13 protein-coding genes are annotated in these 15016 nt (G+C 45.6%); 1 reads left to right on the top strand and 12 read right to left on the bottom strand.

Annotation, left to right across the window (positions count from 1 at the left end):
* Nucleotides 1-15: 15 nt before the first annotated feature.
* The 5 genes from ACFI32_RS03085 to ACFI32_RS03065 form a co-directional block, all read right to left on the bottom strand.
* Nucleotides 16-1407 (bottom strand): adenylate/guanylate cyclase domain-containing protein, encoded by a 1392-nt coding sequence (locus ACFI32_RS03085; protein WP_462625038.1) that lies wholly within the window; start codon nt 1405-1407, stop codon nt 16-18.
* A gap of 388 nt (nt 1408-1795) precedes the next feature.
* Complete coding sequence (locus ACFI32_RS03080) at nt 1796-2227, bottom strand: HIT domain-containing protein (protein WP_462625037.1); 432 nt, start codon at nt 2225-2227, stop codon at nt 1796-1798.
* A 134-nt stretch (nt 2228-2361) separates the two neighbouring features.
* Complete coding sequence (mfd, locus tag ACFI32_RS03075) at nt 2362-6015, bottom strand: transcription-repair coupling factor (protein WP_462625036.1); 3654 nt, start codon at nt 6013-6015, stop codon at nt 2362-2364.
* A gap of 215 nt (nt 6016-6230) precedes the next feature.
* Nucleotides 6231-6764: a ribonuclease E activity regulator RraA gene (gene rraA / locus ACFI32_RS03070; protein ID WP_462625035.1), complete on the bottom strand. Its 534-nt coding sequence runs from the start codon at nt 6762-6764 to the stop codon at nt 6231-6233.
* A 106-nt stretch (nt 6765-6870) separates the two neighbouring features.
* Nucleotides 6871-7572 (bottom strand): NAD-dependent epimerase/dehydratase family protein, encoded by a 702-nt coding sequence (locus ACFI32_RS03065; protein ID WP_462625034.1) that lies wholly within the window; start codon nt 7570-7572, stop codon nt 6871-6873.
* A gap of 439 nt (nt 7573-8011) precedes the next feature.
* Here ACFI32_RS03065 and rpsT point away from each other — a divergent pair, with 439 nt between their 5' ends.
* Entirely contained in the window at nt 8012-8278 is a 267-nt protein-coding gene (gene rpsT, locus ACFI32_RS03060) for a 30S ribosomal protein S20 (RefSeq protein ID WP_462625033.1), read from the top strand.
* Between the two features lie 166 nt (nt 8279-8444).
* Here the strand turns inward: rpsT and ACFI32_RS03055 are convergent, their stop codons facing one another.
* From ACFI32_RS03055 to cmk, 7 genes are all read right to left on the bottom strand, one after another.
* The gene (locus tag ACFI32_RS03055) at nt 8445-9281 is read right to left on the bottom strand and encodes a histidine phosphatase family protein (protein WP_462625032.1); all 837 of its coding nucleotides are present in this window, start codon (nt 9279-9281) and stop codon (nt 8445-8447) included.
* Between the two features lie 74 nt (nt 9282-9355).
* The gene (locus ACFI32_RS03050; protein ID WP_462625031.1) at nt 9356-10153 is read right to left on the bottom strand and encodes a metallophosphoesterase; all 798 of its coding nucleotides are present in this window, start codon (nt 10151-10153) and stop codon (nt 9356-9358) included.
* A 199-nt stretch (nt 10154-10352) separates the two neighbouring features.
* Nucleotides 10353-11051 carry an orotidine-5'-phosphate decarboxylase gene (gene pyrF, locus ACFI32_RS03045; RefSeq protein ID WP_462625030.1) on the bottom strand — a complete coding sequence of 233 codons (699 nt, stop codon included), beginning with the start codon at nt 11049-11051 and terminating at the stop codon, nt 10353-10355.
* Nucleotides 11052-11107: 56 nt separating this feature from the next.
* Nucleotides 11108-11503, bottom strand: coding sequence for a lipopolysaccharide assembly protein LapA domain-containing protein (locus ACFI32_RS03040; RefSeq protein WP_462625029.1), 396 nt, complete (start codon nt 11501-11503; stop codon nt 11108-11110).
* Nucleotides 11504-11584: 81 nt separating this feature from the next.
* The gene (locus tag ACFI32_RS03035; RefSeq protein ID WP_462625028.1) at nt 11585-11887 is read right to left on the bottom strand and encodes an integration host factor subunit beta; all 303 of its coding nucleotides are present in this window, start codon (nt 11885-11887) and stop codon (nt 11585-11587) included.
* 408 nt (nt 11888-12295) lie between these two features.
* Nucleotides 12296-13975 (bottom strand): 30S ribosomal protein S1, encoded by a 1680-nt coding sequence (rpsA, locus tag ACFI32_RS03030; protein WP_462625027.1) that lies wholly within the window; start codon nt 13973-13975, stop codon nt 12296-12298.
* Between the two features lie 280 nt (nt 13976-14255).
* The gene (gene cmk, locus ACFI32_RS03025; protein ID WP_462625026.1) at nt 14256-15005 is read right to left on the bottom strand and encodes a (d)CMP kinase; all 750 of its coding nucleotides are present in this window, start codon (nt 15003-15005) and stop codon (nt 14256-14258) included.
* Nucleotides 15006-15016: the final 11 nt, after the last annotated feature.

Below are 15016 nucleotides of genomic sequence, written 5' to 3'. Positions count from 1 at the left end.
GAGCTAAAATTTGCATCATTCATCGTCGCCCAGCATGGCCACACGCTCTTCTTTTTCCAGTCGCTCTAGAGCGAAATTCAGACGATTTTTGATTTCTTGATAATCATAATTCTTCATGTCTTTAAAATTCAAATGCAGGTTAAACCCTGGTAAGGTATGGTCAACCCACTTTGAAGACTGACCTTTATGCATATCAGGGTCAAGCACCTGCCACGCCGCCACCCGCTGATCAAACCCTTTTAGTTGAAATTCGCCTGCACACTCACACTCATAGTCATGGCAAATATAATCATAAGTACTCTGACTGATTAGCACCTCGCCTTTTCCTGCCGCGGATTCCAAACGCGCGGCCAAATTGGCTTCTTTACCAATCAGTGTGTAGCTCAGGCGGCTATTACTGCCAAAGTTACCAACGTGACAATACCCCGTAGTAATACCAATGCGCACGTATAACCCTTCAAAGCCCATCAGCCGCCATTTTTGGCGCAAAGTACGCATCTCGCGGCGCATATCGATGGCCATCGCCACGCAGTCAAGCGCGTCTTGCCGCGCCCCGCGACTGTTTGGCTCACCAAAAAAGCAGACCATACCATCACCGATAAACTTATCAAGCACCGCGCCATGTTTGTTAGCAATGGTTGTCATATGGTGCATATAAGTGTTCAAAATATCAGCCAAATTATCTGAGCTCAAACTGTCTGACAAATCAGTGAAACCGACGATATCCGAAAACATAATCGTCAGTTTTGCACGTTTGTTAGCAACATGGACTGGCGTATTGGTCGTGACTATCGGCTGCCATATTTGCAGCGGTATGAAGCGCGTCAACTTGTTAATCACCGCTACCATGGTACCTAAGCGTTTGGTCGCCTGCTCCGATGCGCTACGACATTCCATATATTGATGATATATCTGCCAAAACTGCCACAGCACTGAGGCCATACTGGCAATTAGCGCGATAGCCGTTAAGGGCGCACTATGATAATCGATAATCTCGGCATTTAATATCCTACTAACGCAATAGAATATAAAAGCAGTGACCACCGCAACCATCAATAGCTTTAAGCGTTTATTGGCTTTGCTGACAATGACCCGGCTACCAATAAGCAGCACTAAACTGAGCGCCATTGCCGAATATGGTTGCATCATACCAATGACTGTAGAGAGCAAAACCACCACAATACTAGAGGTCCAAAAGCTGGTTGGACGATAATAATTGTAAACAAGAATCAGTACGCTTGGTAACGCGATAACCAGCAACAGTGCCATCGCCAGTGGACTGAACTTAAGATATATTGCTATGGCAATAACGATTGATAGCAGCGCAAATACTTCTGGATAATCAAAACTACCCATGCCATCTCTTTTAGACGGTAGCAGCATGGTCAGCGGATTGGTAAAAGGCATGCTTTGCACCCACTTAGTTAAGTAAGTATATAGACGATTAATAAGACAATATTGATCACGCAAAGTTGCTGACAAGACAACTTTAGTTCACCTTAGAGTGTGGTTCGTAGTATTGATTATACGGACTTCACTAATGGTGATATATGCCGCTAACCACCAAAAAAGTACCACTAATCAGCATTATTTACTAAAAAAACAGTAAATAACGACATAGTGATACTTTTGAGGTAGAGACAGAGATATTTTGCCAATACGAATGTTGATAAGATAGAGGATAAAACTCGAATCGACTTCATATAAAAACATTTGTCTACTATTGTTTTAACAGAAAAATGTACTATCTAAGTCAAAAGGAGCAGAGGCCCATCATCGTACTGGCGGTAGGAGACTACATTTTCCAGTCAAATGGCATTTGATGGTGACCACGCAGTGCCATCATAAGCGGCTGCTGCATTTGGGTAAGCACTTCTTTGGTGTAAGGTACAGCGGGAATGCCCCAAACTGGATTGGGCCATTGCAGATCGTTTTGGTAGCGCACGATATGGTGAAAATGTAGCTGCGGGACTTGATTACCAAGGGCAGCGACATTCATCTTGTCAGCTTGAAACGTTTTTGCCAACTGACTTGATAGCCAGCTTGACTCACGCAAGAACTGTGCCTGATCTGACTCTGATAGCTCATACAACTCTTTAATACCCGACACGCGCGGCACAAGTATCAACCAAGGAAACTGGCAGTCATTGATCAAACGACATGTTGATAATGGAAAATCACCCACCAAAAAACTATCGGCAGCAAGCTTAGGATGCAGTTGAAACATAATGACGGTTTCTCTTGTTATAAAATAGCAATAAAAGTAAATACGATAGCGAATCACGCCATTTTATCAGGTATCTGACCGATAAAATAGCGCATTGACCTGATTCTCTTATGAATACTGCCATCGCGCAGGGCTTAGGCAGGTTCAGAGACCAAATGTTCATTAAAGTATTGTAGCAGTTCTTGGATAATATCAACCCGCTGCTGCACCGTTTCCAGCTTTTTTGGGTGACTGTAGCGAATACCAGAGGCGCCGTTCATGCGATAATGTTGGCCGTCACTTTGAATCAGCTTGATAATGGCCAGCGCATCGACTGGCGTGTCTGGCGCAAACTCCAAACTCAGGGCGCTACCATTGGCATCAATCTTATTCACCTGTAGCGGCTCTGCTTGCAGGCGCAGTCCATGAATAGCAAAAAGCTGCTTGGTCTGGTCAGGCAGTGTCCCAAACCGATCGATCATTTCAGTACGAATATCAGTAAGCGCCTCGCTGTTATCGGCATTGCTGATACGTTTGTAAAATAGCAGTCGCTGATGCACATCATGCAAATACGCTTCAGGTATCAGTGCTGAGCTGTGCAAGTTAATCTCACTGGTCAAAGATAGCGGTGTGTTCAGATCAGGCTCTTTACCTGCCTTGATGGCCTTGGTTGCCCGTTCCAGCATATCCATATATAAGCTAAAGCCAATGGCCTGCATATTACCACTTTGCTGCTTGCCCAATATCTCGCCTGCCCCGCGAATCTCTAAATCTTCACTCGCCAGCATAAAACCCGCGCCCAACGTATTGGCACGTTCAATGGCATGTAGGCGGCGCTTGGCATCGCCTTTAAGACCTTTGATAGAAGGCACTAACAAATAGCAGTACGCCTGATGGTGACTGCGCCCGACGCGCCCGCGCAACTGATGCAGCTGCGCCAAACCAAATTTATCAGCACGCTCAATAATAATGGTATTGGCATTGGGCACATCAATACCCGTTTCAATAATGGTTGTACAGACCAGCACATTGAATTTCTTATGATAAAACTGCTGCATGATTTGTTCAAGTTGACGCTCATGCATTTGCCCATGCGCCACGCCTACCCGCGCTTCAGGCACCAATTCCCGAATGGTTTCTGCCATCCGTTCAATACTGGCAACATCATTATGCAGCAAGTAGACCTGTCCGCCGCGTAACAGCTCACGCAAAATGGCTTCTTTCATCAGCGCTTGAGTTTTTGCCATGACAAAAGTCTTAATAGCCAACCGTCTGGCGGGCGGGGTGGCAATAATAGACATGTCGCGCATGCCTGAGAGCGCCATATTGAGCGTTCGCGGTATGGGCGTGGCAGTCATGGATAAGCTATCGACGTTGGTCTGAATGGCCTTGATACGCTCCTTGTGGCGCACGCCAAAGCGGTGCTCCTCATCCACGATCATCAGTCCTAAATTGGCAAACTTCACATCAGGTTGCAACAGCTTATGCGTGCCGATGACGATATCGACTTTACCTTCGGCCAAATCAGCCAACACGCTGTCTTGGTGCTTTTTGCCACCAAAACGCGACAGGGTTTCAATACGTACCGGCCAATCAGCAAAACGGTCTAAAAAATTGTCCTCATGCTGGCCTGCCAGCAAGGTGGTCGGTACCAATACGGCCACTTGATACCCTGCACTAACGGCAATAAAGGCCGCACGCATCGCCACTTCCGTCTTGCCAAAGCCCACATCTCCGCAGATCAAGCGATCCATCGGCTGATTTTGTTTCATATCATGGATGACCGCATGAATGGCATTGGCCTGATCAGGCGTCTCTTCAAACGCAAACTGGCTGGCGAACAGCTCGTATTGCGACATATCGACTTTAAAATGAATACCTTCTTTCGCTGAGCGGCGCGCTTGCATGTTTAGCAGCTCAGCGGCAACATCATGAATCTGCTGCAGCGCTTTTTGTTTGGCCTTATCCCATTTGCCACTACCGATTTTATGTAGCGGCGCTAGGGCGGGATCACCACCGCTATAACGACTGATCATCTGCAAACTGGCAACAGGCACATAAATACTGGCATCGTCATCATATTTTAGATGAATAAACTCTTGCTCACCATCACCGACATCAAGGGTAATCAAGCCACTATATCGGCCAATGCCGTGCTCAATATGCACCACTGGACTGCCTTCAGTCATTTCCGTAACGCTTTTGACCAAAAACTCTTCTGACACCCCGCTTTGGCGACGGCGGCGCGTCTGTAGCACTTGTCTGCCAAACAGCTGTGTTTCACTAATCAACACCAGTCGCTCAGGCACATAGACCCCGCGCTCGATGGGCGCGACGGTCAAGCCAACATGCGGACGGTGGTTTTCATTGATAAAGGTAGCGTTATCCGCCGCTAAAAAGTCGGCAAAACTGCCATACGCCTTGGTATCAATTTTACCCTTAAACAGCTCAATCAAGATTTCACGGCGGCCTGCGGTTTCTGCCACGATCAAAACTGGCGTGCCTGTCTCCACTTGTGTGACTAAAAAATCCAGCAGTTCGAACAAAGGCTCTGCTTTTTGATGATTGACAGAAAGCTGCGGCGGTACTTGTGCGCTTAATCTCACCAGCCCTTGGGTCTGATTGTCGGCATCCGCTAACTCAGTACGAGCGCTTAACATCACTCGGGGATAATGATTGAGCTGCTCATTAAGCATATTGCTTGGTAGATACAAAAGCTCAGGCGCGACAATGGGTTTGTCAATATCATGACGGCGCTCTTCGTAACGGCGCTGGATTTGTGCCCAGTAGTCCGCTTGACGCTCGCTGATCAGCTCATCGACGACAAATACAGCGTCATTAGGCAAATAAGCAAACAGGCTGCTTTCTTGTTGCCATGTGTCTGGCTCAAAAAACAATGGCTGATAGTACTCTAAACCGCTGCTGGCAATACCTGCCATCACATCTTTATACAGTTCAAACTTACGGCTACTGGTGGCTGGAAACATCGCTGCAAAGTTGGCACGAAACGTCTCACGGCCTTCTTCTAACGGAAATTCTTTTGCTGGTAATATTTGGAATTTTTTGATGGCTTTGGAAATATCAGGGAGTCTATGCAGCAGTGACAGCGACTCTTGCCCCATGCTACTGTCATTACCCGATATGATGGATTTGAGATCGTCGACCGTCAACGTGCGCTGGGTTTGTGGATGAAAAAAGCGAATGGTCTCAATTTCATCATCAAATAAGTCCAGACGTAAGGGAAAAGGCTGTCCCATCGCAAAAATATCGACAATGCTACCGCGCACAGCAAATTCACCCGGTTCAAACACGTTGTCCACCGCACGATAGCCTGCTTTAGCCAGCAGCTCACGCTGGATCGCAATGTCAAAGCGGTCGCCCACGCTCAAGTCAAAATGCTGACCAATCAACCAACTGGGCGGCGCAACACGGTGCATCAGCGCCTGTACCGAGATGAGCAGCACCCCTGACGTTGGCATATCTGTCAGTAAGTTAATACGCTCACTGACGATATCTTGATGCGGAGATAGCTCGTCATAGGTCAGCGTTTCCCAATCAGGAAACACATACGCATCGACCCCGCAAAATGCCAATTCTGTCTCTATTTGGTTGAGCTGGCTTTGGTCGCGAGCCACCACCACCTTAAGGCGATCTGTCATCTGCCAGATATCGGTTTGCACCAAGCTTGCCAGCCACAAGCTACTGACGGCACCATGCACAGGTGCCAGCCAGCGGCGCTCTGTATTTTTAATAGGAAAAAGCTGCTGATTAATCGGGTCAAACGCGTCAGTTAAAGCAGTGATAGGCATAGCAAATGGCGTCAAAGTTAAAAGTCGGAGCACCATTATACGAACATTTTTAGCATTGACCAAAATTTATGCCGTAACGGTTTGTCACCCACAGTATTAAATAAATGTTTAAAAAAACCATATCAAAACAAGCAAGCCTATCATCGAAAAACCCAGCATCATGGCTGGGCAAATGATAGCTAAGCTGGCCTATCTGAGCTCATCGTATTGGTTCATTAATCCAACAGTGATGTCTGACTGGCGATAATGCCATTATTATCAGCATAAAGAAACATGCCAGAATATAAAACCATGTCACCAAAGCGCACCTCAATATCAGTCTGACCTTCATCACGTCGGGTTGATTTGCGCGGGATGCAGCCAAGCGCTTTGACCCCAAGACTCATGGTCGCCAAGTCGTCCACGTCACGCACACAACCATAGATCACCACTCCCGCCCAGTTATTATCTATTGCTGACTGAGCAATCATATCGCCTAAGAGCGCGCAGCGCATCGAGCCACCACCATCGACGACGAGCACCTTACCCTGACCATACTGGTCTTTACCATCACTGTTTAGCAGCGATTTGACACGGCTATTGTCTTCAAAGCACTTGACCGTCACAATTTCACCGCAAAAGCGATCTTTGCCGCCAAAGCTCTGAAAAAACTTGCCCTCGATATTAGGCAAACAGACCTGCGCCTCAGGATGAGCATCGAGTAAATCACAAGTGATAAAGTTGTCTTGAGTATTGTGGTTATCTGACATAACGCTAAGCTCCTTGCTTATAAAATGAATCATCCTTAAGGATTTGATAACTAACCTTTCATATTGTGTCGTACTGATTAATAATATTAATTGAGATATTTTTCCGCTATGACTTTACTCTGGTCATCGACAGCATTTGCTTATTCTCAATGACATAGCTATGTGCTGGCAATGCCTTTTGGCGGTATTTATTGCGCTCATACAAGTCATGTGCAGTCATCGCCATCGCAATGGCTACCCGCTTAGCAGAAATGGGATGAAGTGGCAATGATTCTGATAACAGCGGGGACACCAATTGAAACGCCTTTTGACTGATACTCTCAAGCGGCCGGCCTTTATGCTTACCCAGCAACAATGAAGGACGAAAAATCACCAACTGATTAAAGCCTAGCGCCATAATCGATTGCTCTGTTTCTGCTTTGATCCGATTGTATAAAAAGCGACTGGTGCTATCAGCATTCGTAGACGACAGTAAAAAAAAGTTCTCCACCCCTTTTTCGCGGCAAAGCGTGGCAAAGTTGACATTAAAATCATGATCAACACGGCGAAAAGCCTCATCGCTGCCTGCTTGCTTCTTGGTTGTTCCAAGGCAACTAAACGCATCTGTGTTTTTGTCCGCGCCCACACTGCTAAAAACCTCGCCCAAGTTCTCAAAGTCTGCTACTTGATAAAAGCGCATGCTGGCATTGATATAACGTGGCGGGCGACGAGCAATCACAATCAACGTGTCGTATAGCTCGCTCAACTGCTTGATAAGATGTTGACCTACCAGTCCTGTCGCACCAATCACAATCGCTTTTTGCTGCATACCCTATCCATTTTCCATCGTTGTAAAGTTTATGATCTTCGTGCACTCATGCATCCACTTCTGTTTTGATCGCACCGCGCTGGTATCATAACCCAGTATCCCACCTAAGTTACCCTATAACCTGAGCAATTATCCATGCTTAATTGTAAGCGATTTTGTCATAGGTGTACGGTACGACCATTTATCCGTAGCAGGCGCAGCCTTTTCGCAACTTCTTTGACGATAGACGCGCAAATATATTGTTCTAGGTACAATAATTTGCTAAGATAGCTGGCTTTACACGGCGCGGTTGTTTAATTATTCCAAACCACCGCGACGTTCCTGATGATATCCATCGACATCATATTTGACGAGACGGCTGCTCGTCACTGGTGATTGTTAAACACATTATTGCAATCGACATTGATATTTTTATCTGTCTTTTATAAAGGAGATACGCGTGGCTAATACTGCACAAGCTCGTAAACGCGCCCGTCAAAACACCAAACGTCGTCAGAACTCTGCATCACAACGCTCTATGGTTCGCACTTACCTAAAGCGTGTTGATGCGGCTATCGAATCTAAAGATTATGCTGCTGCCACTGAAGCATACCAAAGAGCGGTACCTGTTATTGACCGTATGGCTGACAAAGGCATTATTCACAAGAATAAAGCTGCTCGTCGCAAAAGCCGCCTAAACAAAGCAATCAAAGGCTTACAAGCTTAATGGTTGCTTTGCTAGCACTCAGTTAGATTGGTGACTTCGATAATATTATTTAAAATCATTTTAGTAAAAATATCGCAGTCTTAGCCAGTATAACGATAAAAACCTTGTCCTTGTGACAAGGTTTTTTTTATGCCTGATGTTTATTTATAGATCTGTTAACAAGCTTCTAACGCCACGTCACATCTGGTGGCAATAGCAGCTCATTTGGATGAAATCCCGATGACACATACTCTTCTAGTAGCGTACGGACAGGACGAGTATACATCTCGCCGCGCCAAATAAAATGCGCCTTGGCTTGATCAAATGGCAGATCATCAAACCACAAAAAGACCCCTTCCATCATTTTTGGCCAGTCGTTCCAGTCGATCTCGGCCACATCAAACATCACCGCCAAAAAAGCAGATAGCAGCGTATCATGACTCACCGCAAGCATCAGATGACCTGCTTGCGGCTGGTGTTGATAAAAAAGAGACAAAATATCCAAGCCGCCTTGATGGGCATTTTTGGTGCCTTCAAGATTGCCTTGCAAAAAGCGATTGATAAAGTTTAGCACGCCGATTTCTTTGAATATCTCGCCTGCAATCTCAGGTTCTGTTACCAAACTCCCTGGCTCAACCAAAAGCGATTGATGCGTAATCTCTCGCTGCAAACCTGCGCCCTCTTGCATCAGCTGAGCTGTATCCACACAGCGACCAATCGGACTTGAGATGCTGTCTACATCAAGTGAATATGGCAAATGCTCATGCAACCAGCGACCCCAAGATTTCGCCAATACACGTCCCTTTGGTGTCAGTGGTAACTGATAACTGGCAAAGCCGTTACCATCAGAGCGCTCACGTAGCGAGTGCCTGGTAAATAAAATCAGCCGTTTATTTTCCGGTAGCAATCTGATTGAGGCAATCATGCTCTCAGGCAAGTGAGCGGGCGCTGGTGCACTATTAATATGGCGCATGGACTTCTCGGTATGCTGCTTTGAATGGGCCGTATCGGATACATTACTCATAATCATTAGCCTAGCAAATTTTTGGTAGTGAGTGAATAAAATGGTCTGATACTGTCCAAATAAGGATGGTATCATCAGCCAATGTCCACTACCTTATCCCAGCAAAACTGTAAATCAGTGCTGCTGATCTCTTTAGGATAAGCACGAGGATTGACCACCACATGAGTATCTCCAACATAATAGTCAAAAGCCTCATGGGTATGGCCGTGTACCCACAGCGTCGGTGCCCACGGCTCGTGCATCCACGCCGATAAATCGCTAACAAACGCAGCATTGCTGGGCAGCTCGGCATATTTTTCGGATACTGAACGTGGACTGATACTATGATGGGTCATCACCACCACTTTTTTATGGCTCGCTTTGGCCTCTATCAATGCGGCTTTGAGCCAGCGGCGCTGCTGCTCATGCAGCTCTATAGATAATGTGGGCGAAAATGCCTGATCGCCTGCATAAATTTGCTGATAATCGCGCATAAAATTTTGTGCCAATGCCATCGTCTCGTCCGTGGCCTGATATTGATAATCGGTCCAAAGCGTACATCCCAAAATACGCACGTCACCAATGTCCACATATTGACATTGAAGCACTCGCACGCCTTGCTGAGACTTAGCATCATAATTATCCCAAGTAGCAAGCCGTCTATCAAAGGTTAAAACATCTTCACCAAAATACTCATGGTTACCCGCAATCGTTATCACAGGCACCTGTAAACGTGCCGCTTGCGCCTTCAACCATGGCATACCACTTGCGCTGTTGCCTGTATCGCCTGCCACCAGCACAATGTCAGCATCCGTTTTTGGAATATGACCTTCAGGATGCGATTGTCTGGTATAGCTGTCGATATGTAAGTCGCTCAAAATTTGTAATTTCATACTATCCAGTACTTATAAAAAACCAATCAAAAAGAATATCTAGGGCGTGTTCCTATTCTAAAAATAGTGATAAACGTTTAAATCAGGGACACGCCCTAGTGTAGCATCTATTATCCATACACCAAAAAGTAAAAAGACAACACTTTGGTTGTCTTTTTGATAGAGCGACTGCGAGGCAACATTATTGATAATTGCCCTATCAAATCCCTTGCAAGATTTTTTGCAGTTTGGCCGTTGGCTGGTCAGCTTGAGTAATCGAGCGTCCAATCACCAGATAATCCGCGCCATCTGTTAGCGCCTGCTTTGGGGTGCAAATACGTTTTTGGTCATCAGCACTGTCCTCTGGTAAACGAATCCCAGGCGTTATCAGTTTGAAATCTTGACCACATAATGTCTTTAATACCTTCGCTTCACGAGCTGAGCACACTACCCCGTCCAACCCTGACGCTTTGGTCAACTGCGCTAGACGGCTTACTTGCGCATCTAGCGATCCTGCAACTCCAATGTCTGACAATACCTCTTCACTCATCGAGGTCAAGACCGTCACCGCAATCAATAAAGTGTCATGATTATTATCTAAAAGACGCTGTTTGGCCAAAGACATGGCCTCACTACCAGCACTGGCATGGACATTAACCATCCATACACCCAGATCAGCTGCTGCCAGCACCGCTTGCGCGGTTGTATTGGGAATATCATGAAACTTTAAATCTAAAAACACATCGAATTGACGTTGCTGCAATGCTTCGACAATAGCAGGACCACAGCGGGTAAACAACTCTTTGCCGACTTTAAGGCGGCATAGTGCTGGATCCAATTGATCTGCAAGCGTTAGCGCATCGTTCATGGTTGTCGTGTCTAGCGCGACAATAACAGGTGAAGTGGTGGTATGAGTCATAAAATTGTCACTATATGTTTTTGAAGTAGAACACCCATTTGGCCGTGGTTGGGCAACTAATCACGCTTACGCTTTGTCAGTACGGGCATCGCTTCTACAGTACTGGCATGGGCATGATCGCTCGTTAACTTATCAACCGTTGGTACTGCTGCTTCTTGGGCTTGACGATCAATCACAATGTGCGCTTGATCAAGTTGGTCTTGCAGGTTTTTATTCAGCTTTTGCAGGCGCGATATTTCCCACTTATTTTGCAGCACTCTAAAGATCAATAACGCCAGTAAAATACCAATGATGATACCCAGCATTAGGCACAAAATCAGCAGCAGCCCCAGATTCATCGTTGGCGCTTGTGAAAACAAGAGATTGACGCCAATCTCAGTATTGTTGACCAGTACCAGTCCAAGGGCATAAGCGAAGCTTAGAAAAAGTAACGCAAATAGTAAAAAGCGCATGTGCATCTGCCTTTGTTGATAGTAAAAATGATGCAAATCTAAAGATACAGCGCTATAGGTGGCACAGGTATCTGTCTATAATTATGATCCTGCTTTGGCATTGACCGCTTCACGCAGTGCTTTACCTGGCTTAAAGTGGGGAATGGCCTTAGCAGGCACAGGCACGCTATCACCTGTTTTTGGGTTGCGCCCCATACGGGCACGGCGATGGTGCAAACAAAAGCTACCAAAGCCACGGACTTCTACGCGGCCGTCATTGGCCAACGTGTCCACCATGAGGTTTAATATTTCGCGTACTGCATCATCCACAATCATATCAGTGATGGTGTCACAGTTGGCGCTCAAATTGTTAATAAAATCAGACTTATTAATCGCTTGTTGCATTATTACGCTTGCCTTATCAATTGATGATTGTCATAACTGCGTATGAGTGACTATGAGCCCGTTTTGAGTTCACCATAGATCATTACGGTAAAAATAGCTACGGCTCTCACATCACCAGTGTATTACGTCGCAGTTACCCCTTTATATTACCGCTTAAAGCCAACAATAATAGACTTTGTCAGCAAAAAGTTTATGAGGTTTCAAGCACTTAGTAGAAGATTACATTTCGTTACTCAACATTGCAAATGATAGCGGAAATCACTGCAAATAGGAATGGCTGTGTGCTTATTTATCATCAAACTCTAGTTTTAGTAGTTATTAATACCCAATAAAAAAACAAAGTCGTAAAAAAAGCGACCGAAGTCGCTTTTTTTATCATAACTATTGTAAAGACTATTCAGCACATGATTACTGCATCTGCTCTTTGATCAAGTCACCAATGGTTTTTGGCTGAGCTTCAGTAGCTTGTGGCGCGTTGCTGCCTAGCTCTTTGATTGCTTGACGCTCTTCGGCTTCATCTTTTGCTTTGATAGATAAGCTTAGGTTACGTGATTTGCGATCAACACTGATGATTTTGGCTTCAACATTATCACCAACATTTAGATGCTTAGTAGCATCTTCAACGCGGTCACGTTGGATCTCAGAGGCACGTAGGTAACCTTCAACATCGTCAGCAAGCTCGATCACTGCACCTTTAGCGTCAACTTCTTTCACTTTACCATTTACGATAGCACCGCGGTCGTTACCAACCAAGTACTCGTTGAATGGATCAGAGCTTAGTTGCTTCACGCCCAAGCTAATACGGTTTGCTTCTGCATCTACAGACAGTACCATTGCTTCTACGGTGTCGCCTTTGTTGTAGTTACGGATAGCATCTTCGCCAGTCTCGTTCCAAGAAATGTCTGATAGGTGAACCAAGCCATCAATACCGCCGTCTAGACCGATAAAGATACCAAAGTCAGTAATTGACTTAATGGTGCCAGTGATTTTATCACCGCGCTCGTGTTTCTTATCAAACTCTTCCCATGGATTAGCAAGGGTTTGCTTGATACCTAAGCTGATACGACGACGCTCTTCGTCGATATCAAGAATCATCACGTCAACATCATCACCAACTTGAACCACTTTTGATGGATGGATGTTTTTATTAGTGTGATCCATTTCTGATACGTGTACCAAACCTTCGATACCTTCAGAAATTTCAGCAAAACAACCATAATCAGTCAAATTGGTTACACGTGCTTTAACGATGCTGCCTACTGGGTAAGTAGCGCCAACATTATCCCAAGGATCAGTACCTAGTTGTTTTAGACCTAGGCTCACGCGGTTGCGCTCACGGTCAAACTTAAGTACTTTAACTTTAAGGTCTTGACCCACTTCAACAACTTCTGATGGGTGCTTGATACGGCGCCATGCCATATCAGTGATGTGCAATAGACCATCGATACCGCCTAGATCAACGAACGCACCGTAATCAGTTAGGTTCTTAACGATACCTTCGATCTCGATACCTTCTTCAAGCTTGTTCAATAGCTCTTCACGCTCTGCTGAGTTTTCAGCTTCCATAACTGCGCGGCGGCTAACCACAACGTTGTTACGTTTTTGGTCAAGCTTGATCACTTTAAACTCTAGCTCTTTGCCTTCTAGGTGTGTGGTATCACGGATAGGACGAACATCTACCAATGAACCTGGCAAGAACGCACGTACTGAACCCACGTCTACCGTAAAGCCACCTTTTACTTTGCTAGAAATGATACCTTTTACAATCTCATCGTTGTCATAGATTTTTTCAAGGACATTCCACGTCTCAACGCGTTTGGCTTTTTCGCGTGACAGTAGGGTTTGACCCATACCGTTATCAACCGCTTCTACCACAACGTCAACACTATCGCCAACTTCTACTTCAAGCTCGCCTTCGTCACTCAAAAACTCTTCACGAGCAACGATGCCTTCAGATTTCAGACCAGTGTCTACTGTGATCCAGTCGCTATCGATGGCCACAACAGCACCTGTGATGACCGAGCCACGCTCGATATCCAGACCCTGTTCTTCAATACTCGCTTCAAATAGTTCAGCAAATGATTCCATTATGTCTACCTTTGTATAGCCGCATCCTGTCCAGCACAGTACGGATCAAATTCATGGTCATATAAAACGAGATACTGGTTTTATATCTTATATGCCATATAAAAAAACGATGGTTGTTAACAAATATTATGATACTGATTCATTGACAACAATGGTCTTTATGGGGACAGAGTGGCTTTCTTTCCACCTATGTCATTATAATCATTACAATTTTATACTAAAAATGATGTCTTCGGGTATTTTTTTATGACCTGTCATGTCACCTGTCTACCACCGATGATTAAAAACAAATGCCTTTAGCTTGGCAATGGGCTTTTATTTGCGCATATACCGCATCAGCATCTAGCGCTGAGCTATCAATAAGTAGCGCATCAGTAGCAGGTTTTGATGGCGCAGTCGCGCGGTTTTCATCTCGCTCATCACGGGCTTTGATGGTACTCAAAATACTATCAAAGTCTGCGTCTTTGCCAGCAGCCATCAATTGAGCCACGCGGCGTTTGGCACGCGCCTCAGCACTGGCAGTCAAAAATACTTTAATATCAGCCTGTGGAAACACTACCGTTCCCATATCGCGCCCGTCAGCGACCAATCCTGAGCGCTTCGCCATATCTTGTTGTAGTTGCAACAGTGCTTGGCGAATACTCGGAAATACGGCGATTTGCGACGCATAACCGCCAACCGTTTCGTTACGTACCTGCTCACCCACTGCCTGCCCATTAACAATGATGTCCACACGACCTGAATCATTGTTCGGCTCAAAAGTAATCTGTAGCCCTTGCGTTAATGCGAGTAATGCAGTCTCATCGAGACGCTGCTGGGTGTCAGTACTAATCAGTTTTGCTTCAAAAGCTTTTAGGCCAACAATACGGTACAGCGCTCCTGAATCCAACAACTGATAGCCCAGCGCTTGCGCCAAGCGCCATGAAACCGTGCCTTTGCCTGCACCACTTGGGCCATCAATACAAATGACAGGATAAGTGATAGCTGGTATCGAAGTATCGGTCTCAGACTGTAGATCAGTTGAAGTCATAGCAGCGTCTT

The sequence above is a fragment of the Psychrobacter sp. PSi21 genome, assembly GCF_054960615.1.
Note: the sequence above shows the minus strand (reverse complement) of the source record. Positions and strands in the feature narration are given on the sequence as shown.

Bases quoted from the DNA above. Each gene is read 5' to 3' on its own strand.
- ACFI32_RS03065 (WP_462625034.1), bottom strand. From the start codon at position 7,572: ATGCAGCAAAAAGCGATTGTGATTGGTGCGACAGGACTGGTAGGTCAA.
- ACFI32_RS03035 (WP_462625028.1), bottom strand. From the start codon at position 11,887: ATGCAACAAGCGATTAATAAGTCTGATTTTATTAACAATTTGAGCGCC.
- ACFI32_RS03040 (WP_462625029.1), bottom strand. From the start codon at position 11,503: ATGCGCTTTTTACTATTTGCGTTACTTTTTCTAAGCTTCGCTTATGCC.
- mfd (WP_462625036.1), bottom strand. From the start codon at position 6,015: ATGCCTATCACTGCTTTAACTGACGCGTTTGACCCGATTAATCAGCAG.
- ACFI32_RS03085 (WP_462625038.1), bottom strand. From the start codon at position 1,407: ATGCCTTTTACCAATCCGCTGACCATGCTGCTACCGTCTAAAAGAGAT.
- rpsA (WP_462625027.1), bottom strand. From the start codon at position 13,975: ATGGAATCATTTGCTGAACTATTTGAAGCGAGTATTGAAGAACAGGGT.
- ACFI32_RS03055 (WP_462625032.1), bottom strand. From the start codon at position 9,281: ATGAGTAATGTATCCGATACGGCCCATTCAAAGCAGCATACCGAGAAG.
- cmk (WP_462625026.1), bottom strand. From the start codon at position 15,005: ATGACTTCAACTGATCTACAGTCTGAGACCGATACTTCGATACCAGCT.
- ACFI32_RS03080 (WP_462625037.1), bottom strand. From the start codon at position 2,227: ATGTTTCAACTGCATCCTAAGCTTGCTGCCGATAGTTTTTTGGTGGGT.
- ACFI32_RS03050 (WP_462625031.1), bottom strand. From the start codon at position 10,153: ATGAAATTACAAATTTTGAGCGACTTACATATCGACAGCTATACCAGA.
- rraA (WP_462625035.1), bottom strand. From the start codon at position 6,764: ATGTCAGATAACCACAATACTCAAGACAACTTTATCACTTGTGATTTA.
- pyrF (WP_462625030.1), bottom strand. From the start codon at position 11,051: ATGACTCATACCACCACTTCACCTGTTATTGTCGCGCTAGACACGACA.